This window comes from Leucobacter exalbidus (assembly GCF_017834145.1).
GTDB lineage: Bacteria > Actinomycetota > Actinomycetes > Actinomycetales > Microbacteriaceae > Leucobacter > Leucobacter exalbidus.
In genome coordinates, this window is the sequence record NZ_JAFIDA010000001.1 from 2,428,800 (window position 1) to 2,454,907 (window position 26,108).

The following is a 26,108-nucleotide window of genomic DNA, read 5'->3' on the forward strand; positions in this document are numbered from 1 at the left end:
GCTGTCGTGACGCACGTCATCGTGACGGTTACCCCCAACCCCGCCCTCGATATGACGTGGGTGGCCGACAGTGTGCAGGCGGGTGGTTCGCACCGCGTTGACGCGGGGCGGGCGCGGGCCGGCGGTAAAGGCATCAATGTCGCGCGGGTGGCCCACGCCGAGGGGTATCCCGTTGTCGCCGTGACCACGAGCGGCGGCGCGGTGGGTGCCGAGTTCGCCGCAGAACTGCGTGACAGCGGTGTGCCGCACACCCTCGTGCCGGTGGCCGCGCAGACCAGGCGCAGTATCGCCGTGTTCGACGAATCGGTGTCAGACACCATGATCTTCAACGAGCGCGGCGAAACACCCACCGGCCCCGAATGGACGGCTCTCGTGGCCGCGGTCACCGCGGCGCTTGACGCAACTGCCGGTGCTGATACCGGTGCTGATGCTGATGCCGGTGCCGATGCCGCCGCCGGGGCGCTCGTGATCTCGGGCAGCATGCCTCCCGGCATCGGCGAGGCCGAGCTGCAGCAGCTGATGGCCCCCGCCATTGCGCGCGGGGTGCCCGTCATTGTCGACACCTCGGGGCCGCTGCTGTTGGCCGCGGCCCGGGCCGGGGCGTCACTGCTGAAGCCCAACCGCGAAGAGCTCGCCGCGGCCACCGGCATCGCCGAGCCGATGGCGGGCATCGCCGCCCTCTGCGCCCTCGGCGCAGGCGCGGTGCTGTGCTCGCTCGGCAGCGAAGGCATGCTGCTCGCCAGCGCAACAGACCCCGCCGAACGCAGCGGACAGCGCGCGCGGCGCGCCAAACTCGACACCCCGCTGCACGGCAACCCCACGGGGGCCGGTGACGCCGGGGTTGCCGCGGCCGCCACCCTCGCCGCCGAGGGCGTCTCGCTCGGCGACTCCCGCGTGCTGCGCCGCGCCACCGCCTGGTCTGCCGCAGCTGTACTGATGCCCATCGCCGGTGAAATCTCACCGCGCCACGAAGCGCTCGAACGCGAGCTTGTGCTCGACACCGTCACCCCCGCCGATCTCGCGGCGCCCGCCCACCATCGCTCGACCGAAGGAGCACCCGCATGAGCCTCGTCACCACCCACGAACTCCTCGCCGAAGCCAACGCCAGCGGTGTCGCTGTCGCCGCGCTCAACGTGGTGCACCTCGAAACCGCCGAAGCGCTCGCGCAAGCCGCCGAAGCCGCCGGCTACCCGGTGATCTTGCAGATCTCGCAGAACTGCGCTGACTTTCACGGCGGGCTCGCCCCGATCGGCCTCGCCACCCTCGAAATCGCGAAGCGCAGCAGCGCCCGCATCGCCGTGCACCTCGATCACGCCGAACGCGTCGAGCTCGTCGACGAGGCGATCGCGCTGGGCTTCAGCTCGGTGATGTACGACGGCGGCAAACTGCCCTACGACGAAAACGTCGCGGTCACCGCCGAGGTGGCTGCGCGCTGCCGCGCGGCCGGCGTCTTCATCGAAGCCGAACTCGGCGAGGTCGGCGGTAAAGACGGCGCCCACGCCCCAGGGGTGCGCACCGATCCGGAAGAGGCCCGCGCGTTCGTTGAGGCCACCGGCGTCGATGCCCTCGCGGTCGCGGTCGGTTCATCGCACGCGATGAACGAGCGCACCGCCGCGCTCGATCTTGAGCTCATCGAGCGCCTGCGCGCGGCCGTTCCCGTGCCGCTCGTGCTGCACGGATCATCGGGCGTGCCCGATGAGGTCATCAGCCAGGCTATCGTTGCAGGCATGCGCAAGATCAACGTGTCGACCCACCTCGTGGGCTTCTTCACCCGCGCCATTCGTGAATCACTCACCGTCCAGCCCAATGTGGTCGACTCCCGCAAGTATGTGGGCGCAGCGCGCGCGGCCGTGGTGCCCGAGGCTGCGCGTCTGATTCGTTTGTTTGCCGGCGGAAATAACTAGAGGACTCTTCCCATGGCAAAGCCAGATCGTCTGCGCGCGGTGCTCGAGCTGTTGAGCGAGCACGGCCGGGTCGAGATCGATGATCTCGTCACGACCCTCGGTATTTCGCCGGCGACCGCACGCCGCGATCTCGATACCCTCGCCGAGCAGCGCATGCTCACGCGCACCCGGGGCGGGGCCGAAGCGCTCACCGTGGCGTACGATCTGCCGCTGCGCTACCGCGATATGCGCGACCCCACCGCTGTGAAGCAGCGTATCGCGGCCGCGGCCAGCGCGCTCGTGCGCGTGGGCGATGTGGTGGGGCTCTCGGGCGGCACCACGACCACGGCGATTGCGAACGCTTTGGCCACCCGGCCCGACATCATGGCGCAGTCGCACGAACCCAATCTCACGGTCGTCACGAACGCGGTGAATATCGCGGCTGAGCTCGCTACCCGGCCGCAGGTGAAACTGATGGTGTCGGGCGGCATTGTGCACCCCCGCAGCTACGAGCTCGTGGGTTCGTTCGCAGAAGACACGATCGGGCAGGTGTCGCTTTCGATCGCGTTTATTGGGGCGAATGCGCTCAGCCTCGATCACGGCGCCACGACGCACAATGAGCGCGAGGCCGTGGTGAACGCGCTGATGGCGACGCGCGCCGACCGTGCGGTGCTCGTCGTTGACTCGTCAAAGATCGGCAGCAAGGCCTTCGCCGCGATGGGCGGGCCCGATAAATTCGACACCATCATCACCGATAACGGCATCACCGACGCCGATCACGCCGCGCTGTCGAGCCGCGGCTACGAAGTGATTATCGCTCCGTAACGCGCCACCCGCGACCACAGAAAGACACGCTCATGGCAGCCACTGCTACCGTCATCCACTCCGCCAGACTCCTCACCGGCCACGAAGAAATCGCTGATGCGTGGGTGCTTTTGTCTGATGGAATCATCACTGCCCGCGGCTCCGGATCAGGCTGGCGCGATGCCCTCGCCGCCGTGCCCGGCGGCGGCGCTGAGCCTGCGATCGACGTGGTCGATGCGGCCGGGCTCACCCTGCTGCCCGGGTTTATTGACATGCACTGCCACGGCGCAGCAGGCGTCGCCTACGACGACCCCGATCAGGCCGAGATTGAGCGGGCGCTCGCCCTGCACCGCAGCCACGGCACCACGCGCAGCGTGCTGTCGCTCGTCACCGCCCCCGTCGATGCGCTGGTCACCCAAGTGGCGCACATCGCCGAGCTCACCGGGCAGGGGTTGGGGGTGCTGGGGTCGCACCTCGAGGGGCCGTTTCTCGCTGACGAGTTTAGGGGCGCACACGACCCCACGATGCTGTGCTCGGCCGACGCGGCCAGCATTGACCGCCTCGTCGCGGCGGGCGCGGGCACGCTGCGGCAGGTCACCCTGGCCCCCGAGCTCGATGGCGGCATGGCGGCCATTGAACGGTTCGTGGCGGCTGGCGTTATAGTCGCCGTGGGGCATACGGCCACCGACTATGCGGGGGCTCGCGCCGCATTCGCAGCGGGCGCCTCGGTTTTGACGCATGCCTTTAATGGCATGCGCGGCATTCACCATCGCGCACCGGGGCCCGTGGTGGCCGCGATGGCCGAGCCGCAGGTGACGCTCGAGCTCATCAATGATGGCGTGCACGTGCACCCCGACGTGGTGGCCATGGCGTTTGCCGGGGCACCGGGGCGTGTGGCACTGATCACCGACGCGATGGCCGCGACGGGCTGCAGCGACGGCCCCTACCTCTTGGGGTCGCTTGAGGTGGACGTGCTCGACGGCGTCGCCCGGCTTGCGGGCGGCGGCTCGATTGCGGGCTCAACGCTCACGCTCGACAGGGCGCTGCTGCACGCGGTGCAGGGATGCGGGGTGCCCGAGCAGCAGGCAGTGGCTGCGCTCACCTCGGTGCCCGCGCGAGCGCTGGGCCTGGCCGACCGCTTCGGCGATCTCGCCGTGGGCTACGCAGCAGACGCTGTGCTCGTTGACGTCGACTTCACCGTGATCTCGGTCTGGGCAGACGGAGCGCGCGCGGTCTAAGCGCGCACTCGCGCATGCTTCAGCGGTCCCTGCGGGCCGCACTAGATTCGAGGTTTAGCTGACCGTTATTTGGTAGCGCGAGCCTTGAATTCGCCTCGGCGGAACTCTTCAAGCCCGCGCTGCAAGTGCTCGTTGTTTGCCGGAGTGGACTTTAGGTAATCAGTTGTATCTTGATCCGAGGTTTGCCCCTTTTTCAAAACAACAGCTTTTCCCGCGAGAACATACCGAATTTGCTTGACCCGACCTGTAACAATTCCGGAACCGGAATCGTGAGTAGATATCCCCACAACGGCTCCTTTCAATATTGAATTCAGCCACCGCTAAGTGCCGTCAGGCTACATGAGATGCGCCAACATAGCACTCCCGGCTTTGAACGGCGGGGCGCTTAATTCGCTTACTTGAGGTTCGCCACAGAAGCAAACGAAACAAGCAAGACGTTGGAAACTTAGCCGCGGCGTGCCGAGGTGGTGAAGCCGACGACGGCTCCGACGACGCCGAAGAGTGCGGGCCAGACCCAGAAGACGCCGAGGAACAGCAGTGCGGCAACGGCGGCGGCGAGCAGCATCAGCTCAACCAGTGCCTGACCAAAGCGGTCGGTGCGCAGCACCGGTTTGGGCGATAGGAACAGTGCCCAGATCACGACGGTGAACGCGAGCAATCCGAGGCCCGCAAGGATGCCGGGGAACGGCAGCGGCCACGACAGAAAACCCCACACCGTGATGATGACCACGGATGCCAGGTGGAACAGTGCGCGCACGAGCGGCAAGATAACGGTCGAACGGGGGGCGCTGGGGTTTGCGGTGCTGGTCACGTGGTCAGTCTACCGGTGGGTAGATCAAGAAACCTGGCGTGCGCATCAACGCCGCCCGCGCACGCCCGCGGCGCCGGGTCGCGGCCGGGTCGTGGCCGGACCGTGGCCGAGTGGCGGCCGCGTGGTTCACCGCAGACTCGCGTGCGTGGTCTATCTGAATTGTGCCAGATAGTGTGAAGTTATGAACCATGATCGGTCGTACATCGCGGTGCGCAATGTGCGCGTGTGGCGTGATGACGCCACCTTCTCGGCACCCACTCGCGTGAGCTGGACGGAGGGGCTTTTTGACCCCCTCGCCTCGGGCGATGACGCTCACGCTCACGCTCACGATCACGGCCCCGACCTCGATGGCACCGGGCTGTGGCTGATCCCGGGGTTGGTCGATGCGCACCTGCACGCAGGGTGGCAGGCCTTCAACGCGGCCGACCGCGATGCGCTCGATGCTGATGCGACCCACGCCCTCGTGGCAGCGGGGCTGCGCCGCACTCTGCAAGCGGGCTTCACGAGTGCGCGCGATGCGGGCGGGCTCACCCCCGAGGCAATCGCGCAGATCCCAACATACGAGCGCCCCCGTATGCAGGCCGCAATCGCGATGATTGACCGCGGGGTGGCCGACCGCGCCGGCGGTATCGAACGCGCGGTTGATGAAGTATTGTCGCAGGGCGCGCAGTGGGTCAAGCTCGTTGCCACCGCAGGCGTTGCCTCGCCCGCGGGCGCGGGCCTCGAAGCCCACTTCACGCGCACCGAAGTGCAGCGGGCCGTATCCCTTGCCGGCGCCGCTTCGGCACAGGTGATGGTGCACGCCTGGGGCGGCGCCGCCATCGACGACGCAATCGAGGCCGGTGCGGCCAGCATCGAACACGGAATTTTTCTCACCCCCGCCCAGGCCACACGCATCACCGAGCGCGGGGTCACCTTCGTGCCCACGCTGCGCATTTACCGGCTGGTGCAGGCCATGATCGAGCGCGGCGAACTGCCCGCGAGCTTCGCGGCACGCGTCGCCGAGGCCGTGTCTACCCACCCGCACGCGGTGCGCATCGCGCGCGACGCCGGCTGCCAGATCGCCCTCGGCACCGACTACGGCACCCCGGGCCAGCACGGCACGGGCCGGCTCGAGTTTGACGTGCTTGTTGCGGCGGGCCTCACCCCCGAGGCCGCACTGGTGGCGGCCACCAGGGGCGGCGCGCAGCTGCTGGCGGGGGCTGATCCGGATCAATCCCTAGCGCTTGCCGGTCGCATCGCCCCCGGCGCCCCAGCCGATGCGGTGCTGCTGCGCCGCGACCCGCGGCAGCCCGGCGCCCTCTCAGACCCGGCGGCCATCGCCGCCGTTATTGCTCACGGGCGCCTCGTCGCCGATGTATCTTACGAAAGGAACCCATCATGAAGTTCACTGCACGCGCACGCGGGTGGCGCATCGCAGCGGTCGCCCTCACCGCGGCCCTCGCGCTCTCAGGGTGCGCCGCCGAAGCACCCGCGGCCAGCTCGGGAAGCGGGGAAGGCCCGGTCTCAGGCGGCACGCTCACCTTTGGGCGCGCTGCATCGGTCACCGACCTCGACCTGCACCAGCAGATCACCGCCAACAACGCGTTCGCGATCGACAAGATCTTCGAACCGCTCGTGAGCTTTGATGCCGACGGCAAGATCATTGCGTGGCTCGCAGACTATGAGGTCTCGGGCGACGGGCTGACCTACACGTTCACTCTGCACGACGGCGTGAAATTCTCGGACGGCACCGAGGTGACCCCCGAAGACGTGGTGTTCTCGATCACGCGGCACCTCGAAATGGAGGGATCGCCGCTGCCCATCGAGGCGCCGGTTGACACGATCGAGGCCACCGGTGATCGCGAGATCACGATCACGCTGAAGTCGGCGTACACGCCCTTCCTGTCGGAGCTTGCGGGCTTCTCGAACGGGGTGCTGCCGAAGGACTTTGGTGGTGCGAACGAGGCTGAGTTTTTCAAGAGCCCGGTGGGCACCGGGCCGTGGGTGCTCGATGAGTGGGATCCGAACGGTGACCTGTCGTTTGTGAAGAACGAGCACTACTGGCAAGACGGTAAGCCCTACCTCGATGGCCTCGTGTACAAGTTTGTGGCCGACCCCACGCAGTTGCAGCAGCAGCTCGTTGCCGGTCAGGTTGATGCGGTGGAGCAGGTGCCCGCCGCGAACTCGGCAGAGGTGGGCGGCAATGCCGCGCTGCAGCTGATCGAGGCCGCGGGATGGTCGGCAGATCAGGTGTTCTTCAACACGTTGAACGAGCACTTCGCCGATGAACACGTGCGCCGTGCGATCGCGCACGCGATCGACCGCGACGGCATCGCGCAGGCCACCGGTTTTGGCACCTCTGAGGTGGCCAACGCGCTCGTGCCGACGGCGATCGAGTACTCGGCCAACGACCAGGGGTACGGTCTCGCCTACGACGTTGACGCCGCGAAGGCCGAGCTTGCGAAATCGAAGTTTGCAGATGGCTTCGCCACGACCCTCGCGATTCGCAACGACCGCCCCGAGTTCGCGCAGATCGCCCAGATCGTGCAAGAACAGCTCGCCGCCATCGACATCGACGTGACGATCGAATCACTGGACTACGCCGTATTCAAGGAGCGCGTATACGCGAACCTCGACTACGACTTCATGCTCAACAACGGTCAGGCTGACGCCCCCGACCCCAACGGCATCATCTCGTTCCAGACTGACGTCACCGGGTTCTCGAAGTCATACTGGACGAGCTTCTCAGACCCCGAGGTGAACAAGCTCGTCGAACAGGGGCGCACCACCGCAGACGGCCCCGAACGCGAGAAGATCTACTTCAAGATCCAAAAGCTGCTCGCAGAGAAGGCCCCGTTCATTCCGCTGTCGTTCCCTGCAAACCTGCAGGGCACCACCGCCAGCGTGCACGACTACACGCTGCTGCCCAACGGCTCGGTGCGCTTCCAAGACGCCTGGATCGCGCAGTAACTCGCTGTAGGTGAGGCCCGGGTGCAGAGGTCGCCCGGGCCTTTGTGCGCCCTGAAGAATGAACGTAAAGGTAGAACATCAGGAGGCGTGATTTGGTGAGTGTCCCGTACTTTTGCGGTGATTAAGGGCCACAGTCGTGAAAAGACGCCCCCTTGAACGCGAGATTCCATCTCCCAACGCCGCATCGCGCAACACACCCGCCCCGTAAGGGGCTGACACGCCCCACCACGAATTGAAACGGTAGTAGCTTGAACAAGATGAGCGTAGAGGGGCAGCACACTGTGGGTGATGACCGACCCCAGGGGGGAACCGGGCACCGTGGCAGCGCTGACGCGCACACCCCGGCGCGCTCCGTCGCGCGCACCCTGGGCCGCTTGCTCGGCCGCACCGTCGCCACCGTACTGCCCGTGATGATCGGCGTCGTCGTGGCCGTGTTCTTCCTGCTGCGGCTCGTGCCCGGCGACCCCGCTGCCATGATCTTGGGCGACCGGGCCACCCCCGCACAGCTCGACCGGCTGCGTGAAGAGATGGGGCTCACCCTGCCCCTCGCTGAACAGTTCGGCAACTTCGTGTGGGGCATCATCACCCGCTTCGACACGGGCGACTCCCTGATCACGGGCGTCTCCACGCGCGAAGCGATCCTCGCCAAAGCCCCCATCAGCCTGGGCATTGTGGCGCTCGCCGTGATCTTCGCCGTCGCCCTCACCGTGCCCCTCGCGCTCGCCGCCGCCCGCAACCGGGGCGGGTTCGCCGATCAGGTCGTGCGCATTATTCCCACGATCGGCATGGGCATGCCCACGTTTTGGGTGGGCCTGCTGCTGATCATCGTGTTCGCCGTGCAGCTGGGCTGGTTTCCCGTGGGCGGGGTCGCCCCAGGGCCACTCGGCACTCTGTGGAGCCTCGTGCTGCCCGCCGCGGCCGTCGCCATTTCGCTCGTGCCCCCGCTCGTACGCTCCCTCAGGGCCCAACTGCTCGAGGTCGTCGACGCCGACTTCGTCACCACGCTGCGGGCCGCGGGGGTGCCCGAGCGCACCATTCTCACCCGCCACATTCTGCGGGGCGCCGCGCTGCCAACCATCGCGCTCTTCGGGGTGAACGTCGCCTACCTCATCGGCGGCACCCTCGTCGTCGAAAAGGTGTTCGGCATTGGCGGCGTGGGCACCCTGCTGTTCCAGTCGATTGGCAGCCGCGACTTTCCCGTCGTACAGGGCATCGCCCTGTACTGCGCCATCGCCGTCGTACTCATCACCCTCGCGGTGGACGCGCTCGCCACCTGGATTGACCCTCGACTGCGCGGGAGGCAATCATGACCGCAGGTCAACACGTGCCGCACACACTGCACGGGCAGCTCGCTCCTGCACCCACCAGATCGACGTTTTGGGGGAGGGCGAAGGGATCCGGATCATTCATCGCCGGCACCCTCATCCTCGCCCTCATTGTGATCGCGGCCATCGCGGCCCCGTGGCTCGCGCCGCACGTGCCCACGGCACAGAACCTCACCGGTGGCCTTTTGCCGCCGTCGGCCGAGCATTGGTTCGGCACCGACCAGCTGGGCCGTGACGTGTTCTCGCGGGTGCTGTTCGCCGCCCGCACCGACCTCGCGCTCGCGTTCACTGCGGCCCTCGCCCCGTTCGTGATCGGCGTGACCGCCGGGCTGGTCTCGGGGTATGTGGGGCGCCGCACCGACTGGGTGATTTCGCGGGTCGTTGACACGGTCATCGCGTTTCCGTTCTACGTCATCATCATCGCGCTTGCCTTCGCGCTGGGCGCCGGGCCCGCCGGCATCATCGCCGCGTTCGCTCTCGTCGGCTGGGTGGGATACGCCCGCGTGATCAGGGCATTGACGGCATCGATGCGCGATCAAGAATGGGTGCGGGCCGCCCGCGGATCGGGCCTCTCGCACATCCGGGTGCTGCTGCGGCACGTGCTGCCCAATGTGCTGCCTCAAGCGCTCGTGCTGTTCATGAACGAGGTGCTGCTGATCATGGTCGCGATCGTGACCCTCGGCTACCTGGGCCTCGGCATTCAGCCGCCGACCCCCGACTGGGGCACGATGATTGCCGACGCGCAGCCGTTCGTCACCACCAAGTGGTGGCTGGCGGCGCTGCCCGGCCTCGCGGTCGTGCTCACTGGCGTGGGTTTGTCGCTCACCGCCGACGGGCTGGGCGATGCGCTGCGGGTGCGAGACGCGGGGGGAGACCGCTCAGCGTCCCGCCCTCGCCGCAGATCCCAGTGCCGGGGCGGCGTGCCCGCCGGGGCTCCTCGCGGCAATCCTGCGCCGCTGGCCCCGTTGCCCACGGGGGCCGTGCGCGTGCAGGGTCTCGCTGTGTCTACCGTGTCGGCCGGGAGTCGTCCCCTCGTCGCGGGGGTGAGCTTCGCGGTCGCGCCCGGGGGCACTCTCGGCATCGTGGGGGAGTCGGGCTCGGGGAAGAGCCTCACCCTGCGGGCGATCCTGGGGCTGCTGCCCGCGGGAGTGAGCGTTACCGCGGGTACCGCCCGGCACGGCGGCCGCATCGGCATGGTGTTTCAAGACCCGCTCACCGCTCTCGACCCCCTCACCCGGGTCGGTACCCAGCTGGGGGAGGCCGTGCAGGCTGCGGCTGGTCATGCTGCGCGGCAGCAAGCCGACGGTGTTGGCGGTGATGTCGGCGTCGGCAGCGAGCGTGGCGCCGGTGCCAGCCGTGGCCGCCGGATCCGGGCGCTGACTGCGGGTGAGCGAGCCGCGCGCGTGCGCGAACTCCTCGAGCAGGTACGCCTCCCCGACCCCGCACGCATCGCCCGCGCCTACCCGCATGAACTCTCGGGAGGTCAACGGCAGCGCATCGTGATTGCGATGGCGCTCGCCGCACGCCCTGCCGTGCTGCTGTGCGACGAACCCACCACCGCCCTCGACGTCACCGTGCAGCGCGAAGTACTCGACCTGCTGCGGGAGCTGCGCGACACCAGCGGCCTCACTCTCATCTTTGTGAGCCACGACCTCGCCGTTGTGGCTTCGATGTGCGACCAGATCTTGGTGATGCGTGACGGCGCAGTCGTCGAAGCGGGCCCCGCCCGAGATGTGCTGCGTGCGCCGGGTGACCCCTATACACAACGGCTCGTCGACTCCGTACTGCAGCTGCCGCCACTCGCGACCGCGGTGGCGCCGGCGGGGTTGCCTGAAGTTGCTGAGATGCTTGCGGGGCCAGCCGCACTGCAGGCGTGCGACGTGACGATTTCGTACGGTCACGGCCGCGCCACCGTTGCAGGAGTGAGCTTCGACGTGCCCGAAGGCGGCGCCTTGGGCATCGTGGGGGAGTCGGGCTCGGGCAAAACCACCCTCGCGCGGGCTCTCGTCGGCCAACTACCCATCTCAGGCGGCAGCATCATGCTTGACGGTGCTGAGCTCCCCGCGCGCAGGCCGCGCGAGCTGCTACGCGCCATCCAACTCGTGCCGCAAGACCCCACCTCATCACTCAACCCGCGTATGCGCATCGCAGACACCCTCGCCGAAGTGCTCGCGCAATCACCGCGCACCGGTGAAACTGGTGAGGCAGGCGCGCGCGAGCTCCTTGCCCGGGTGCAGCTCGACGCCTCCATTGCCTCGCGCTACCCCCACGAACTCTCGGGCGGTCAACGGCAGCGCGTCGCCATCGCACGCGCACTCGCGGCCCGCCCCCGCATACTCGTCGCTGATGAACCCACGAGCGCACTCGACGTCTCGGTGCAGGCCGAGATCATTGATCTATTGCACCGGTTGCGCACTGAACTGGGGCTCACCCTCATACTCATCTCGCACGACCTCGCGGTGGTGCATGAGTTGTGCGACAGCGTGCTGGTGATGCGCGCGGGGCGTGTGGTCGAGACCGGCGGGCGCGAGTTTTTCACGGCGCCGCACTCGCAATACGGGCGTGAACTTGTCAGCGCGGTACCCAGACTCCACCAGTAACGTCGGTGGCCATTGGTACGCTTGAATCACAATATTCAAGGAGGCCAACATGGACGGCATTATGAACTGGATCGAGCGTTTGTTCGACGGCTCGCTTTTTGCTGGCGGTACCTTCTTGATTATCGGCATTGTGGGGGCCGTGCTGTTGCTGCTTTCGCTGCTACTCGACGGCATTTTTGATGCGTTCGATTTCGGCGATGGCCCGCTCAGCCTCACCTCCATTGCGGCATTCACCGCGATCTTTGGGTTCACCGCGTTCGCGAGTATTGGCGCTGGGGTTGATACCCCCATGGCTGCCGTATTGGGTGCGCTCGCGGGCCTCGTGGGTGGCGCTGCAGCCTGGTGGCTGTCGCGCACCATTCACCGAGCCGAATCAAGCACCGCAGTGCGGGGCGAAGACCTGCTGGGCGATTCATGCTCGGTAGTGCTCGCGATTCCCGCTGGCGGCCTCGGCGAGGTAGCGCTGACCCGCCACGGTGAACGCATTTCACTCTCGGCCGCGGCCGATGCCCCGATTCCCCGCGGTGCGGCCGTGCGCATCGTGCAGCTCATCACCTCGACGTCGGTGCGCGTCGAAGCGATTGACCCTGACTCATCGACCACCACCGGCGTCGAGCCTGCTCCTGGCGTCACACCCTCGCACGACTGAATGAAACGGAGAACTCATGTTTCTTGCTAGCCCAGCGATCGTTGGCATTTTTGGCGCGGTGATCGCGCTCGTTTTGGTGGCCCTCGTCATCATCAAGCGATACCGCATTGCCAAGCCCGATGAGGCGATCATTGTGACCGGCGGTAAGGGGAAAGAGGTCGTTGACCTCGCGGGTAACCGCAGCCGCGACCTCTCGGGCCAGAAGGTCGTCACGGGCGGTGGCGTCTTCGTCGTACCGTTCGTGCAGAAGTCCTTCACGATCTCGCTGCGCTCGCGTCGCCTGTCGATCACCACTGAAGCGCAGACCACCGACGGCATCACGATGCAGGCGCAGGCCGTTGCGGTCGTCAAGGTGGGTGGCTCGCAGGAAATGATCCGGGCCGCAGCCCAGCGCTTCCTCTCAAACTCAGATGAGATCGACGAATCAACGCAGGAGGTGCTGTCGGGTTCGTTGCGTTCGATCATCGGTGGCCTGACCGTGCTGCAGATCATTCGCGATCGCGCCGTCGTGGCTCAGAGCGTGCTCGAAGCCGCAGAAGAAGCGCTGACGAAGCAGGGACTCGTCGTGGATACGCTGCAGATCCAAGAGATTCGTGACGGCGCCGACTACATCGCCAACATTGGTCGCCCCGAGGCTGCCAAGGTGCGTCAGCTCGCAGATATCGCCGAGACGAACGCCTACCAGGCCTCGCAGGAAGCCAAAATTGCGGCCGAGAAGGTGCTGCTTGACCGTAACCGTGAGCTGAAGCTGCGCCAGGCCGAGATTCAGGTTGAAACCGACAAGGCGCTCGCGCAGGCCACGGCCGCTGAGCCCCTCGAGCAGGCGATCCAGCAGCAGGCCATCGTTGAGCAGCAGCAGATCACCGCACAAAAAGAGGTTGCGCTGAAGACCCAGCAGCTGAACGCCGACGTGCGTGCCGTTGCTGAGGCCGAGGCCTACCGCGTTGAGACCGAAGCTAAGGCAGATGCAGCGGCGGCGGTGTCGGCCGCAGACGGTCGCGCACAGGCCGTCGAGCGCGAGGGCCTCGCAAACCGTGAAGCCCGTATTGCCGCATCAGAGGCACTCGAGGCCGAGGGCCGCGCAGAAGCCGCAGCGCTGCTCGCCAAGGGCACCGCAGAGGCCACCGCTATTGACGCCCGTGCTCGCGCACTCGAGACGCAGTCGCAGGCTGTGCTGGCGCAGGAGCTCATCCACCTGCTTCCCGAAATCGCTGGCCAGTATGCGCAGGCGATCGGTTCGATCGACAGCATGACCGTGGTGTCGGCCGACGGTACTTCGAAGGTCGCGGGCGACGCGATGGGCAACATCAAGGGCCTGCTGGAGATGGCGCGCGAGACGGTTGGTATCGATCTCGTGGGCATGCTCAACGGTGTCGTCGCTGGCGGTGCTGCAGGTGGCGCGGCTGGCCGTGCACAGGCACAAGCCCAGACCCAGCCGAGCAATCAGGCTCAGATCCTCACGCAGCCTGCGCCCGCGCACGCTGATGTTGAAGATCAGGGTGCTGACGCCGAGGGGCGTGCTGAATAGGGGAATGGCAGTACGCAAAACATTTTCGGTGACCGCGGAGGTCGACGCAGTTCTTGGGCCTCCGCCGGTTCACCATACGCAGGCTGAGGTCGTGGTGCTGAAATTTCGGCGCCACGGCCGCAGGCTTGTATTTCCGATCTTCGTATTAATGCTGGTGGCCGCGGCCACCGGGTACTGGGCGGGCACCTTTGCCGAATCCTGGGTGAACCTGCTCGCTGGCGTCGGCGCCGGGCTCGTTGCCCTGCTGCTGGGCGTTATGCCCATTCTTGCGTGGCTCGCCCGTCGCACCACGGTTACCACCAATCGGGTGATTAGCCGCAAGGGCGTGTTCGTGCACGAACGCACCGAGGTCTCGTGGAACCGGGTGCGCGAGGTGCGCACCAAACGCAGCGTGCCGCAGCGCCTCGTGCGTGCGGGTGACATTGAGCTGTTTCACGACGCCGAGAGCACAGTGCTGCACGACGTACCCAACAGCAGCATTGTGGCCGAAGCCATGCAAGAACTGATGGAACGCAACTTCAAGCGTGCCACCAGGGAATCGCCTAGGTTTTCCTAGAGAAACATGCATGAGCATCGTGTCTAAAATTTGAGTGACATATGCAGTCTCAGCGAGTATGCTTGTCCGGTTTGCCAACGCGGGGAGTTGGCGGAGTTGAATTGAGTTACTGAGTTTGGGATTGTAGGCATTACATGAAGTTGGCTGTTTCCGCACGACGAATAGATAAACGTGGGGTCGGGGCTAAAACTCTCGCAGCACTTGTAGCGATCACTGTGGGGCTCGCGAGCCTGCTGGGCTTCGCGCCGGCCGCGATGGCAGCTCCGACTGAGGGCCTCACTGCCACGCTGCAGCACAACGGCATGGAGGTTACTGCCAGCACGATCGTCAACGAGGGCGATGTGCTCTCGCTCGCTGTCGCGTACAACCAGAGCCTCAAAGGTGGATCGACCGCGGTTTTCGAACTGGGTGCTGCAGTCACGCTCTCGGTAAGCGACCTGCAGCAGAACAATGATGCTTTCGAAAGCGTCACGATTGAGGGCAACACCGTCACGATCGTCTTCAAGGAGTCGATTCCTGTCAACCAGGGGCCGTATCTTCTCGCTCGATTTCAAGGTGAACCCTGTTGAGCAGAGTGGGGTCACTCCCATCACCTGGAAGCTCGATGGTGAAGAAAGCTCCGTCTACGTCATCGTCAAGAAGAGTGGCGACGAATTCGTAAACATCACGAACAACTCTGGCAAGGGTCTTACCTCAGGTAACCTGAACCAGTACGTTTCGCTCGGTGAGGACTGCGCGGTCACCGTGAGTGACAACATCCTCAAGCACGACATCTCATACACGCTGAACGTCGATAGCAAGGAAGCCCGCTCGGGCCTTCCGATTACCGATCAGCTTCCCGCTGGCTTCGCATACGTAGACGGCTCGTTCAACGGCACCATCAATTTCTGGGATGCCGACGGCTACAACAAGCAGACCGCACCGTTCGACTTCGCTCCGACCGTCTCAGATAACTCGTTTGCGACCACCATCGATACCCCCGCGAACTCCAAGTTGGCTCTGACCTACAAGGTGCGCGTCACCGATAAGTCGGTTCTCGAAGCAGAACTGACGGCAAAGTGCAAAGCGCTGAACGGGGCCAAGGGCACCTTCACCGCTGAGTTCACGAACACCGCCAACTTCGGCACGGTAGCTCGTACTGCCACGGGCAAGATCTCGGGCAAGATCAAGGGCATCTCGCTCGGTGCCGGCGCACTCCGAAAGACTGCGTCGGTTTCTACCGCCAACGTAGAGGTGGGCGAAGACAACAAGCTCACCCCGGCGCTGCCTGTTACCTTCACTCTCGAGTCCTCGCTGGCTCAGTGGACCGGTGCGAGCCCGCTCTTCGAACTCACGAAGAATGTGGTGTTGGTCGACAAGCTCCCCGCCCAGTCAACGTGGGATACGTCTGCCGCTGATTTCATTACCTCAACCGGTATTACGCTGACCCAGGCTGATTCTTGCCCTGTGCTCGGAAGCTTTGAAGGCGATGCGTTCGTTGGCCAGTACTGCGTCAACGGCCAGACCCTGATGGTCAACATCGGCAAGGACAAAGCAACTAAGGCTGTCGTTCAGGCGAAGGCCCTGATCACTACCGTCCAGGGGCTTCCTAAGGGATCTACCTCGGTGGTAGACGCTTCAGCGTTCGATCTTGCAAACGTTGTTACCGCAGACTTCGGCGCGAACGGCGGCGCAGGCCGGTCGACCACGCATACCAACTTGGTTGTGCTGCCCGACGGTTCCGAGGGCTACCGTGATGAGAAGGCTTTCAGTAAAAAGAGCCCGGCTCAGACGCTGAACGCAAAGGCCGGAGAGTCGATCGAGGTTCCGTTCGACTTCACGGTGGGTGCTGGCAACGGCATCGATATGCGCGCGAGCACGATCGTAGATTACGTTGATGCCTCGCTGTTTGAATTGGGTGATCTGGCTGCTCTTCCCATTTCGGGCAAGTACGGTAACACCGCGCTGAACCAGTCTCACTTCTCGCTGGCGCAAGACGCCGACGGTAATCTGCTGGTCACGCTGAGCGACGCCGGTAAGACGGTCGTGGACAACCAGGGCGTATCGAAAACCTTCACGATGCGGCTTGTTCTCACGACGAAGCCGTTTGACGGCAAAGAAACGATGGCGCTGAAGAACAAGGCGACCTTGTTTGGTGCCGATGGCACGCCGCTCTACTGGAGCGAGACCACAGCGGATGCCACGTCGTATGGCACCGAGGCAGAGGTTCGCAAGAGCCTCATCGACCCCAACACGGGTGACTCCGTTGAGACACTTGATGCAGTCGTCGACGCCGAGGGCAACCTGGTGCAGAACGTCTACTCCTACCGGGTCGAGTTCATTCCTCACGGTGGCTTCGACAACGTAGCAATTAGTGACGTTGAAGATGTGCTGCCGGCAGAAACCAGCTTCGTGGGATTCGTGACGGCTGAGAACGCCGCGACGGCGAAGAACCCCGTCGCTGGGCCGATCTCGCTCAACGGCAATATTGAAGCCACCTACACCGAAGGTGTGGTCAAGCTGGTGCAGAAGCCTGGCACGAAGCTTCAGGCAGGCAAACCGATTGAGGCTTACTTTGCGGTCAAGGTGAACGATAAAACCGCGGCACCGGTGATTAACCGCATCGGTAACGAGACCGAAGCCACCATCGTTCCCGTAGCGAGCTTCAACCTGTCTAAGACCGTGGTCGGGGCACAGCAGAAGAACACCGCTGTCCCCACGACTGTTGATGTCACTGCCACCTGGAATGAAGCAGACGAGTCTGTATCACGGGTCATCACGGTTCCCACCGACGGCTCTGCAACACCGTTTGGCATCAACCTGCCTTTGGGCACTGAGGTCACGCTGACCGAAGCGCCACTTGTCGACGCAAACGGCATCGCGTGGGGTGCGCCCACGTGGTCAGGTACGGGCGTTACCGCGAATGATCAGGGCGCAGCCACGATCACCATCGGTGAGGCCGACAATGCTGGCGTGAAGCTTGAAAACCATGCCGGTAACGCGTTCGGCAGTGCCAAGATCGAGAAGAAGCTCGAAGGCGGCGCGGCTGCTCTGGTTGAGGCAGACCAGGAGTACGTGGTCACCGCAACGATTGACGCAGGTGACGCACAGACCACTCGCGCGGTCAACGTGCGCGCTGGCGAGCCGGTGCCGATGGACAACCTTCCGGTAGGCGCAACAGTCACCTTTTCAGAAGTGAAGCCCGTCGATACCGACGCGCTGACCTGGGCTACTCCGGTTATTTCTCCCGAGAGCATCACGATCGAATCGGTACAAGATGAGATTCCCACCATCACGGTGACGAACTCGGTTGAGCGCACCGTCGGTACCTTCAGCCTCACGAAGACTGTTGCAGGTGAAGAGGCTGCTAACTCGGCCGTCCCTGAGTCGGTCGAGGTGACGGCTACTTGGGAACAGGACGGAACTCCTGGCTCCAAGGTGCTCAAAGTGCCCACCGACGGTACCCCCGTTGCTCTGGGTGAGAAGCTGCTGATCGGCACGAAGGTGACGCTCACCGAAACCGCGATTGCGGATGGTTCGGGCATTGCTTGGGCCGCTCCCTCTTGGGGCGGCACCGGTGTGAAGATTGAAGCTAACGGCGACGTCACCGCGACCATCGGTCACGATGCCGCCGCTCAGGTCACGCTCACCAACCACGCCGCCACCTCCACGGGTGGCATCAGCTTCATTAAGCAGCTGACCGGCGACGCGGTTGACGCGGTGCCCGCAGACACTGAGTTCAAGGTGCGCGCATCGTGGGATGCCGGTAAGGGTGTCGAGTCCAAGGACCTGACGATCAACACGGTAACCCCCACCCCGCTGGGTGAGGAACTGCCCGCGGGCACGGTTGTGACACTGACCGAGCTTGAGCGCCCCGAGATTGCCGGTGTCGACTGGGGTTCCATCGTGTTCTCTGGCGAACAGGTCACGCCCGTTGACGGCGAATCTGCTCAGATCTTCGTGTCTGATCAGCAGGGCACGACTGAACTGCTGACCGTGACGAACGAGGCGACCTGGTCACCTGGTACGTTCACGATCTCAAAGCAGATCGAGGGCATCGCTCTTGACCAGGCCGAGGTACCCGCGACGGTAACGGTGCAGGCGACCTGGACCGACGGCGCTGACGCGAAGTCGAGGGACATCGAGATTCCCACCGACGGCACCCCGGTTCCGTTCGGCGAGAACCTGGCCTACGGCACGCAGGTTGTGCTCACTGAGACCGCAGTAGAAAGCTCAGCGCGTATGACCTGGGCGACACCCGTCTGGGCTGTCGGCGAGGCTGAAGCACAGCAGAACACTTCTGCTGAGGTCATCATCGGTGCCGCGACCGACACTCAGGTGACGCTCACGAACACCGCCATCGCTACGCTCGGCGAGCTGTCAGTATCGAAGCTCCTGACCGGTTCGGGCACCGCCGAGGTTCCTGCAGATGCAGAGTTCCCGGTGAAGGCAACCTGGAGCGACCTCTCGGGCGCTGTGCAGGAGCGTGACCTCACGGTCACGACGAGCACTCCCGCGGTGATCACCGAGCTGCCCCTCGGCACCGAAGTCTCGCTCAGCGAGGGTGATCTCCCTGATTCCGCAACAGCCAAGTGGCTCTCAGCCGCATGGTCGAGCGAAAACGATGCCGTGAAGGTTGCGGCAGACGGAATCGCAGCTACGGTGACGGTGACCGGCGATGCCGGCGTCTCAGCCGCAGTGGCGCTCACCAACGAGTACGAGACCGGTATTACTCCCGATCCCGAGGATTCGAACGAGTCCATCGCGCCGATCGATGAGACCACGGACCCTAAGGATCCCAAGCAGGATCCGAAGCAGGGCTCGAACGGCTCGACGGAGGCTCCCAAGCAGGGTCAGGGCAACGACCTTGCCAACACCGGCTCTGACATGCTGGCTCCGCTCGTGGGTGGCGGCATCACGCTGGTGCTGCTGGGTGCAGGCGCTGTGCTGCTGGCACGACGCGCACGCAAAACCGCGTAAGCGGTAAGCGCACGCAGAAATACATCTGTGCGGTGCAGGGCCCGGGGAAACCCGTGGCGCTGCACCGCACTTGTGCTTTAGGGTGACAAAACCGATATGACACGCGCGGGGCTATGTCACCTGCAGATTTTTCTTGGCCGGGTCTGTGGGGCTGGACAGCCGATGTAGTGTGCGCGCTGTGACGAGGCGCAAGCCGCTGAGGGAGTGCTAGCTCGTGCGATCGATGAGTAGATCGATGAGTTGGCCGGCCATGTTTACCAGGCGTGCGATCTCATTCTCGTCGCGGTCGATCCAGCGAAACTCGGGGTCACCGACGGGCACAAAGTTCTCGTGACGCTCCCACACCATCAGCGTGCGCTCGGCGCCGAGTACGTACTGCTGCCACCACACCTGGCGCAGGTAGTGGCGAGGAATGGTACGCCATACCTTGTTTGTGGTCTTGATCTCAGCGAGCTCAATCACGCCGCTCTCGCGCTGCACCACGCCGTCAGGAGTGGCAAGATGACGCAGATCTGTCTCTGCGTGGAAGAGAGCCTGGCTCGGTAGGATTCCGTAGCCCTGCTGCACCCATGCCGCAATCTCGGGCTCGCGGGCCCGCCCGTGATCGGTGAACGCGTTACCCGAGAAGCTGCTGCCATATAGCTTGGCTTGCGCGGCCGTTTCAATGGACCTGGGCGTGGAGAGCTTTGCGACGTCGGTCGCGGTGATTCCCCGGGAACGTGCGCGCATCCACGCGTCGTGATCGGTGCCATCTGTGACGATGCGGTGGGTGAGAGCGGGCGCGGGAGAAAACACTCCTCTAGTCTCCCACGTCTGCCTCACACAAACATTTGCACAACGTATGGTGGCTATTTCTAAAAAACACACAAGGTCGCACGTTGGAGTGTGTGCAGTAGTTCAGGGGTTGTTCAGTCGGCGGGTGGAGTCTAGGGGGATGAATTCCAACACACTGACACGACTTGACGGGGGAAAAGTTCGAGCGTTGGTGGTAGATGACGAAGAGTCGATTACCCAACTCGTCTCGATGGCACTCCGCTACGAAGGCTGGGACGTGCAGACCGCATCGACCGGCCAAGAAGCACTCGAAAAAATGCGCACCTTTGCGCCCGATGTCGCAGTCCTCGACATTATGCTCCCTGATTACGACGGCATGCAGTTGCTGTCACGCATTCGCTCTGATGGCGACATGTGCCCAGTACTCTTCTTGACCGCGCTTGACTCAATCGAAGACCGCGTGAACGGTCTCACAGCTGGCGGTGACGACTATGTCGTGAAGCCGTTCAGCCTCGAAGAGTTGATCGCGCGGTTGCGTGGGCTGGTGCGCCGCTCGCAGGTGACGCTCGCTGAACGACCTGACCCGGTACTGCGGGTCGGCGACCTGACGCTGAATGAAGACAGCTATGACGTGATGCGTGGGGGCGCATCCGTTGTGGTCACGAACACTGAATTTGAACTGCTGCGTTACCTGATGCGCAACCCGGGCCGAGTGCTGTCAAAGGCGCAGATTCTCGACCGCGTGTGGGCCTACGACTTCACGGGTAAGTCAACCGTGGTTGAGCTGTACATCTCGTACCTGCGCAAAAAGATTGACGCTGGCCGTGAGCCGATGTTGCACACCGTGCGCGGCGCAGGCTACATGTTGAAGCCCGTGGTGTAACTTTCTCAAAAACCGTGGTAGGGTTGTCTCTGGCCATAGACCGCCGGTAAGAATCGCAAGATTCTCATAACGTTCACGCAAGTGAAGACCAGCGCAGGTGCGAGACCTCCTTGAGTGAGGGATGCAAATCCCAAGCAGAGTGAAGCTCCGTGCGTGCGCGCCGGAGCTTTTTTGTATTTTACGGGGTAACCCGCGCAGAATCGCTTCGAGCGGCACGGCCCCCATACGGCAATCGCCGTCTGGGCTACGACAAGCTAGGGAGCGCCATGGCTACAAAGGACGCTACGGTTTCCGATCTTCAGCGCAAGTTTGAAGAGTCGAACGCCGTTCTGCTGACTGAGTACCGCGGTCTCACTGTTGCACAGTTGCGGACTCTCCGTAACAGCATCCGTGAGCACGCGACGTACGCCGTGGCGAAGAACACGCTAACCAAGATTGCGGCAAACAACGCCGGAATCACCGCATTCGATGACGAGCTCGCCGGTCCTTCGGCTCTCGCCTTCGTTCACGGTGACACCGTTGCTGTCGCAAAGGCTATGCGTGACTTCGCCAAGGCAAACCCTCTTCTGGTAGTAAAGGCGGGCTATTTCGATGGCAACGCTCTTACCGCCGCTGAGGTAGGCAAGCTTGCCGATCTCGAGAGCCGCGAGGTGCTGTTGGCTAAGGCCGCTGGCGTCATGCAGGCCGCTCTGGTCGGTGCAGCACAGCTGTTCGCCGCCCTGCCCGCTAAGGCCGCTCGCGGCTTCGGCGCGCTGCAGGAGAAGCAGGACGCGTAAAGACTCGGCTCTTGCCGATCGGTACACAAAAACCCGCCCGTGATGCGCAAGTATCCGGGTAACAATCAAGGAGAAATACAATGGCTAAGCTTTCGACTGAAGAGCTTCTCGCACAGTTCAAGGAGCTCACCCTCATCGAGCTCTCAGAGTTCGTAAAGGCCTTCGAGGAGACCTTCGACGTATCGGCTGCTGCTCCCGTTGCTGTTGCAGCTGCTGCTGCTCCGGCTGCTGAGGCTGCTGAAGAAAAGACCGAGTTCGACGTGATCCTCGACACCGTTGGTGACAAGAAGATCCAGGTCATCAAGGTTGTTCGCGAGATCACCGGCCTGGGCCTGGGCGAGGCTAAGGCTCTCGTTGAGGCTGCACCCAAGAACGTGCTCGAGGGCGCGAACAAGGATGCTGCTGAGGACGCAAAGAAGAAGCTCGAAGAGGCTGGCGCTGGCGTAAAGCTCGGCTAAGTTTTTTCGCTTCTGCGAATTTCGGGGCGGGGTCACCTTCGGGTGGCCTCGCCCTTTCGCGTTCCCAGAAACTTGCGCGCGCATCACACAGCGACGTGAGATGCGGCTACCCTAAGAAAGTATGTCGGCCGCGGTGATCCGGCACTCACAAGGCACCTGGGATCGCGGCTGCTGAAAGGATTACTGTGGCTCTCATCTCCCTGGTACTCAGACACGCAAAACGGTACTGGGTGTTCATTTTGCTGGTGTTCGTGCTGCAGCTCGCCGCGACCATCGCCGCGCTGCTGCTGCCCAGCCTGAACGCACAGATCATCGATGACGGTATTGCCCAGGGCGACACTGAGTTCATCTGGAAGACCGGCGGGGTGATGCTCGCGGTCTCGCTCGCGCAGGTGCTCGCGGCCGTGGCCGCCGTGTATTTCGGCGCTAGAGCCGCAATGGGCATTGGGCGCGACCTGCGCCGCGAGGTCTACCGCAAGGTTGATTCGCTCTCGACGCTCGAGGCCACCAAGTTTGGCGCGGGCACCCTGATCACGCGTGGCACCAACGATGTGCAGCAGGTGCAGATGCTCGTACTCATGACCTGCAACTTCATGGTCACCGCGCCGATCATGGCGATCGGCGGCATCATTATGGCCCTGCGTGAAGACGCCGGCCTCTCGTGGCTCGTGTGGGCATCGGTGGCGATGCTCGCCGTCATCGTGAGCTTTCTGGTGTGGCTGCTGCTGCCCCTGTTCCGTAAGATGCAAGATCGCGTTGACGACATTAATGGCGTGCTGCGCGAACAGATTATGGGCATCAGGGTGGTACGCGCGTTTGTGCGCGAGCATTTCGAGCAGGATCGCTACGAGGTCGCCAACCGCGGCATCACCGAAGTGTCGGTGAAGGTGGGCAACATCTTTGTGCTCATGTTTCCCGTCATCATGATGGTGCTGCACATGGCCACCGCCGCCGTGCTGTGGTTCGGCGGGCACCGAGTCGACTCGGGCCAGATGGACGTTGGCTCACTGACCGCGTTCCTGCAGTACCTGCTGCAGATCCTCATGGCCGTCATGATGGGTGTGTTCATGACCATGATGATTCCGCGCGCCGTCGTGTGCTCGGAACGTATTCGCGAGCTGCTCGATACCCGCTCCACCCTGCAGTTCACCGATGAGGCCACGCTGCCGACTCCGGCGCACGGTCGCGTGGAATTCTCGGGTGTCACCTTCGGATTCCCCGGCGCCGAAGAGCCTGTGGTGCGCGACATCAACTTTGTGGCCGAGCCCGGGCAGACCACCGCCATTATTGGTTCCACCGGCGCTGGGAAGACCGTGCTGCTGAACCTGCTGCTGCGCCTCTATGATGCGCAGTCGGGGGCGATCACCATCGACGGTGCCCCCGTTCATGAGCTCACGCGCGCGCAGCTGGCCGGTTCGGTCAGGCTCGTGCCACAGCGGCCCTACCTTTTCTCGGGCACGATTGCGTCGAACCTCAGGTTCGGTCGCGAGCGCGCAACTGACGCAGAGCTGTGGGAAGCGCTACGGGTGGCCCAGGGCGACGACTTCGTGCGCGACAAAGAGCTGGGGCTCGAAGAGCCCGTCTCCCAGGGCGGCACGAGCGTCTCTGGCGGCCAGCGGCAGCGACTCTCCATCGCGCGGGCGCTCGTCGCAAAACCCCGCGTGTATCTGTTCGATGATTCGTTCTCGGCGCTCGATGTGGCGACCGACGCGCGATTGCGCGCAGCGCTCCCCGAAGCCACCGCAGGCGCGACCGTGATCGTCGTCGCGCAGCGCGTATCTACGATCGTTGACGCCGATCAAATTTTGGTGATTGAAGCTGGCGAGATCGTGGGCCGTGGCACCCACCGCGAACTACTCGAATCGAACGAGGTGTATCGAGAAATCGTGCACTCCCAGATGTCTGAGGCGGAGGCAGCGTAATGGCAACACCAGACACCGCAGACATTGAACTGCCCGATGACTACGAACCAGACAACAATGACTGGGGCGGCCAGCCCACCAAAAAGGCCAAGCACTTTTGGCCCTCTGCGAAACGACTCATGGGGCTGATCGCACCCGAAAAATGGTTGTTCTCGTTTGTTGTGCTGCTCGTGGTGGGGTCGGTGGCGCTCACCGTGATTGCTCCGAAGCTGCTCGGCCAAGCGATGGATGTCATTTTCAATGGCATCTTGGGCAAGCAGCTGCCCGCGGGGGTGCCCATCGAGGCGCTGATCGAGGGGGCGCGGGCCGAGGGCAATAGTCAGTATGCTGACATGCTCGCCGGCGCCAATGTGGTGCCAGGCGAAGGCATCGACTTCGGTCACCTGTCGCGACTCATTCTGGCGGTGCTGGCCCTGTACCTGGTGGCCTCAGCGCTGATGTGGTGGCAGGGCTACGTGCTCAACCAGCTCGTCATGCGGGTGGTCTACAACCTGCGCCGCGATATCGAAGAGAAAATCAATCGCCTGCCGCTGGGCTACTTCGATAGCCGCCAGCGAGGCGATGTGCTGTCGCGCGTCACCAACGATGTCGACAACATTCAGCAGGCGCTGCAGCAGGCCTTCTCGCAACTGGTGCAGTCGCTGCTCACGGTCATCGGTATCACCGCGATGATGTTCTTGGTGTCGTGGCAGCTCGCGCTCATCGCGCTGATTGCGCTACCGCTGTCGGGCATCATCGCCGGAGTGGTGGGCGTGCGCGCGCAAAAGCTGTTCGTGGCGCAGTGGAAGAACACGGGCGATCTGAATGGGCACATCGAAGAGTCGTTCACCGGGCACGAACTGGTGCGCATCTTTAACCGTGACGTTGAGATGACGGCCGAGTTCGATCGTCGCAACGAGGGCCTGTTCGAGGCCTCATATAAGGCGCAGGCGCTGTCAGGCACCATCATGCCGGCGATGCAGTTCGTGCAGTACCTCAGCTACGTGCTGATCGCGGTGGTGGGTGCGCTGCGCGTGACTGCGGGCCAGATGACCCTCGGTGACGTCACTGCGTTCATCCAGTACTCCCGCGAATTCTCGCAACCCGTGGGCGAGATGGCGGGCATGGCGAACATGCTGCAATCGGGTGTGGCCTCGGCTGAGCGCACGTTCGAATTGCTCGATGCCGATGAACAAGATCCGGATCAAGCCAACGAGCACCTGCCCGAGCGAGCCGACGGCCACGTCGTGTTCGAGGGCGTCTCGTTCAGTTATGACCCGGCGCAGCCGCTCATCTCAGACCTGTCATTGGAAGCGCGCCCCGGGCACACCGTCGCCATTGTGGGGCCGACCGGGGCGGGCAAGACCACGCTCGTGAACCTGGTGATGCGGTTCTACGAGCTTGATGCGGGCCGCATCTTGCTCGATGACGTTGATATCACGCAGCTCAGCCGAGCCGAACTGCGCGGTCACGTGGGGATGGTGTTGCAGGATGCGTGGCTGTTCGAAGGCACGATCCGCGAGAACATTCGCTACGGACGGCTCGACGCGAGCGACGAAGAGGTGGTGGCGGCCGCGCAGGCCACCATGGTTGATCGTTTCGTGCGCCAGCTGCCCGAGGGCTACGACACCGTGATCACCGAGAACGCTTCGGCAATGTCTGCGGGTGAACGTCAGCTCCTCACCATCGCACGCGCATTTATTGCGAACCCATCGCTGCTGATCCTCGACGAAGCCACCTCCTCGGTTGACACCCGCACCGAGGTGCTGGTGCAGCAGGCAATGCAGGCGCTGCGCGCCGATCGCACCTCGTTTGTGATTGCGCACCGGCTCTCGACGATTCGTGATGCCGACACCATCTTGATGATGGAGGCGGGGCGCATCGTCGAGCAGGGGTCGCACGATGCACTGATTGCGCGCCGCGGCCCCTACTATGAGCTGTACCAGGCACAGTTCGCGGCTGGTCAAGAAGAGGAGCCCACCGCATGAGCGCAACGCACCGCTGTTTCGAT

At 63.9% G+C, this 26,108-nt stretch carries 20 protein-coding genes; 18 read left to right on the top strand and 2 right to left on the bottom strand.

The annotated features are described in order from the left end of the window. Positions 1–6 precede the first annotated feature (6 nt). From JOF28_RS11070 to nagA, 4 genes are read left to right on the top strand one after another with little or no spacing between them, the layout of a single operon-like run. A complete protein-coding gene (locus JOF28_RS11070) occupies positions 7–1,065 on the top strand; it encodes a 1-phosphofructokinase family hexose kinase (protein ID WP_342452156.1) in 1,059 nt (352 codons plus the stop codon). Continuing rightward, the gene (locus JOF28_RS11075; RefSeq protein WP_209705798.1) at positions 1,062–1,904 is read left to right on the top strand and encodes a class II fructose-bisphosphate aldolase; all 843 of its coding nucleotides are present in this window, start codon (positions 1,062–1,064) and stop codon (positions 1,902–1,904) included. Before JOF28_RS11070 ends, JOF28_RS11075 begins: the two co-directional genes overlap by 4 nt. Before the next feature lie 12 nt (positions 1,905–1,916). Then, entirely contained in the window at positions 1,917–2,708 is a 792-nt protein-coding gene (locus JOF28_RS11080) for a DeoR/GlpR family DNA-binding transcription regulator (protein ID WP_209705799.1), read from the top strand. A 32-nt stretch (positions 2,709–2,740) separates the two neighbouring features. Continuing rightward, positions 2,741–3,925, top strand: coding sequence for an N-acetylglucosamine-6-phosphate deacetylase (gene nagA / locus JOF28_RS11085; RefSeq protein ID WP_209705800.1), 1,185 nt, complete (start codon positions 2,741–2,743; stop codon positions 3,923–3,925). Between the two features lie 445 nt (positions 3,926–4,370). On the opposite strand, the gene JOF28_RS11090 is transcribed toward nagA, so the two are convergent. Then, positions 4,371–4,736: a DUF2568 domain-containing protein gene (locus JOF28_RS11090; RefSeq protein ID WP_209705801.1), complete on the bottom strand. Its 366-nt coding sequence runs from the start codon at positions 4,734–4,736 to the stop codon at positions 4,371–4,373. 181 nt (positions 4,737–4,917) lie between these two features. On the opposite strand from JOF28_RS11090, the gene JOF28_RS11095 reads away from it, so the two are divergent. The 9 genes from JOF28_RS11095 (at position 4,918) to JOF28_RS14835 (ending at position 19,305) form a co-directional block, all read left to right on the top strand. After that, the gene (locus JOF28_RS11095; protein ID WP_245189942.1) at positions 4,918–6,120 is read left to right on the top strand and encodes an amidohydrolase family protein; all 1,203 of its coding nucleotides are present in this window, start codon (positions 4,918–4,920) and stop codon (positions 6,118–6,120) included. After that, positions 6,117–7,688 (top strand): ABC transporter substrate-binding protein, encoded by a 1,572-nt coding sequence (locus JOF28_RS11100; protein ID WP_209705802.1) that lies wholly within the window; start codon positions 6,117–6,119, stop codon positions 7,686–7,688. The genes JOF28_RS11095 and JOF28_RS11100 overlap by 4 nt, the downstream gene beginning before the upstream one ends. A 257-nt stretch (positions 7,689–7,945) precedes the next feature. Continuing rightward, on the top strand, positions 7,946–8,998 hold the full coding sequence (locus JOF28_RS11105; protein WP_209707057.1) for an ABC transporter permease: 1,053 nt from the start codon (positions 7,946–7,948) through the stop codon (positions 8,996–8,998). Continuing rightward, entirely contained in the window at positions 8,995–11,613 is a 2,619-nt protein-coding gene (locus JOF28_RS11110) for an ABC transporter ATP-binding protein/permease (RefSeq protein ID WP_209705803.1), read from the top strand. Before JOF28_RS11105 ends, JOF28_RS11110 begins: the two co-directional genes overlap by 4 nt. 49 nt (positions 11,614–11,662) lie before the next feature. Beyond that, positions 11,663–12,262 carry a hypothetical protein gene (locus JOF28_RS11115; protein WP_209705804.1) on the top strand — a complete coding sequence of 200 codons (600 nt, stop codon included), beginning with the start codon at positions 11,663–11,665 and terminating at the stop codon, positions 12,260–12,262. A gap of 16 nt (positions 12,263–12,278) precedes the next feature. Continuing rightward, positions 12,279–13,790 (top strand): SPFH domain-containing protein, encoded by a 1,512-nt coding sequence (locus tag JOF28_RS11120; protein ID WP_245189943.1) that lies wholly within the window; start codon positions 12,279–12,281, stop codon positions 13,788–13,790. A 91-nt stretch (positions 13,791–13,881) separates the two neighbouring features. Then, complete coding sequence (locus JOF28_RS11125; RefSeq protein WP_342452157.1) at positions 13,882–14,346, top strand: PH domain-containing protein; 465 nt, start codon at positions 13,882–13,884, stop codon at positions 14,344–14,346. A gap of 134 nt (positions 14,347–14,480) precedes the next feature. Continuing rightward, on the top strand, positions 14,481–14,915 hold the full coding sequence (locus JOF28_RS11130; RefSeq protein ID WP_209705805.1) for a hypothetical protein: 435 nt from the start codon (positions 14,481–14,483) through the stop codon (positions 14,913–14,915). After that, complete coding sequence (locus tag JOF28_RS14835; protein WP_209705806.1) at positions 14,902–19,305, top strand: DUF5979 domain-containing protein; 4,404 nt, start codon at positions 14,902–14,904, stop codon at positions 19,303–19,305. The genes JOF28_RS11130 and JOF28_RS14835 overlap by 14 nt, the downstream gene beginning before the upstream one ends. A gap of 207 nt (positions 19,306–19,512) precedes the next feature. Here the strand turns inward: JOF28_RS14835 and JOF28_RS11140 are convergent, their stop codons facing one another. After that, positions 19,513–20,100 (bottom strand): YqaJ viral recombinase family protein, encoded by a 588-nt coding sequence (locus tag JOF28_RS11140; protein WP_209705807.1) that lies wholly within the window; start codon positions 20,098–20,100, stop codon positions 19,513–19,515. A gap of 139 nt (positions 20,101–20,239) precedes the next feature. On the opposite strand from JOF28_RS11140, the gene JOF28_RS11145 reads away from it, so the two are divergent. From JOF28_RS11145 to JOF28_RS11165, 5 genes are all read left to right on the top strand, one after another. After that, positions 20,240–20,962 carry a response regulator transcription factor gene (locus JOF28_RS11145; RefSeq protein ID WP_209705808.1) on the top strand — a complete coding sequence of 241 codons (723 nt, stop codon included), beginning with the start codon at positions 20,240–20,242 and terminating at the stop codon, positions 20,960–20,962. Positions 20,963–21,228: 266 nt separating this feature from the next. After that, positions 21,229–21,738, top strand: coding sequence for a 50S ribosomal protein L10 (rplJ, locus tag JOF28_RS11150; RefSeq protein ID WP_209705809.1), 510 nt, complete (start codon positions 21,229–21,231; stop codon positions 21,736–21,738). 80 nt (positions 21,739–21,818) lie between these two features. Beyond that, a complete protein-coding gene (gene rplL / locus JOF28_RS11155) occupies positions 21,819–22,196 on the top strand; it encodes a 50S ribosomal protein L7/L12 (RefSeq protein ID WP_209705810.1) in 378 nt (125 codons plus the stop codon). A gap of 185 nt (positions 22,197–22,381) precedes the next feature. Then, on the top strand, positions 22,382–24,118 hold the full coding sequence (locus JOF28_RS11160) for an ABC transporter ATP-binding protein (RefSeq protein WP_209705811.1): 1,737 nt from the start codon (positions 22,382–22,384) through the stop codon (positions 24,116–24,118). Continuing rightward, positions 24,118–26,085: an ABC transporter ATP-binding protein gene (locus JOF28_RS11165; protein WP_209705812.1), complete on the top strand. Its 1,968-nt coding sequence runs from the start codon at positions 24,118–24,120 to the stop codon at positions 26,083–26,085. Before JOF28_RS11160 ends, JOF28_RS11165 begins: the two co-directional genes overlap by 1 nt. Positions 26,086–26,108: the final 23 nt, after the last annotated feature.

Coding starts and splice junctions, on each gene's coding strand:
- JOF28_RS11095 (WP_245189942.1), top strand. CDS start 4,918: ATGAACCATGATCGGTCGTACATCGCGGTGCGCAATGTGCGCGTGTGG.
- rplL (WP_209705810.1), top strand. CDS start 21,819: ATGGCTAAGCTTTCGACTGAAGAGCTTCTCGCACAGTTCAAGGAGCTC.
- nagA (WP_209705800.1), top strand. CDS start 2,741: ATGGCAGCCACTGCTACCGTCATCCACTCCGCCAGACTCCTCACCGGC.
- JOF28_RS11080 (WP_209705799.1), top strand. CDS start 1,917: ATGGCAAAGCCAGATCGTCTGCGCGCGGTGCTCGAGCTGTTGAGCGAG.
- JOF28_RS11165 (WP_209705812.1), top strand. CDS start 24,118: ATGGCAACACCAGACACCGCAGACATTGAACTGCCCGATGACTACGAA.
- JOF28_RS11120 (WP_245189943.1), top strand. CDS start 12,279: ATGTTTCTTGCTAGCCCAGCGATCGTTGGCATTTTTGGCGCGGTGATC.
- JOF28_RS11105 (WP_209707057.1), top strand. CDS start 7,946: ATGAGCGTAGAGGGGCAGCACACTGTGGGTGATGACCGACCCCAGGGG.
- JOF28_RS11100 (WP_209705802.1), top strand. CDS start 6,117: ATGAAGTTCACTGCACGCGCACGCGGGTGGCGCATCGCAGCGGTCGCC.
- JOF28_RS11130 (WP_209705805.1), top strand. CDS start 14,481: ATGAAGTTGGCTGTTTCCGCACGACGAATAGATAAACGTGGGGTCGGG.
- rplJ (WP_209705809.1), top strand. CDS start 21,229: ATGGCTACAAAGGACGCTACGGTTTCCGATCTTCAGCGCAAGTTTGAA.
- JOF28_RS11115 (WP_209705804.1), top strand. CDS start 11,663: ATGGACGGCATTATGAACTGGATCGAGCGTTTGTTCGACGGCTCGCTT.
- JOF28_RS11110 (WP_209705803.1), top strand. CDS start 8,995: ATGACCGCAGGTCAACACGTGCCGCACACACTGCACGGGCAGCTCGCT.
- JOF28_RS11145 (WP_209705808.1), top strand. CDS start 20,240: ATGAATTCCAACACACTGACACGACTTGACGGGGGAAAAGTTCGAGCG.
- JOF28_RS11075 (WP_209705798.1), top strand. CDS start 1,062: ATGAGCCTCGTCACCACCCACGAACTCCTCGCCGAAGCCAACGCCAGC.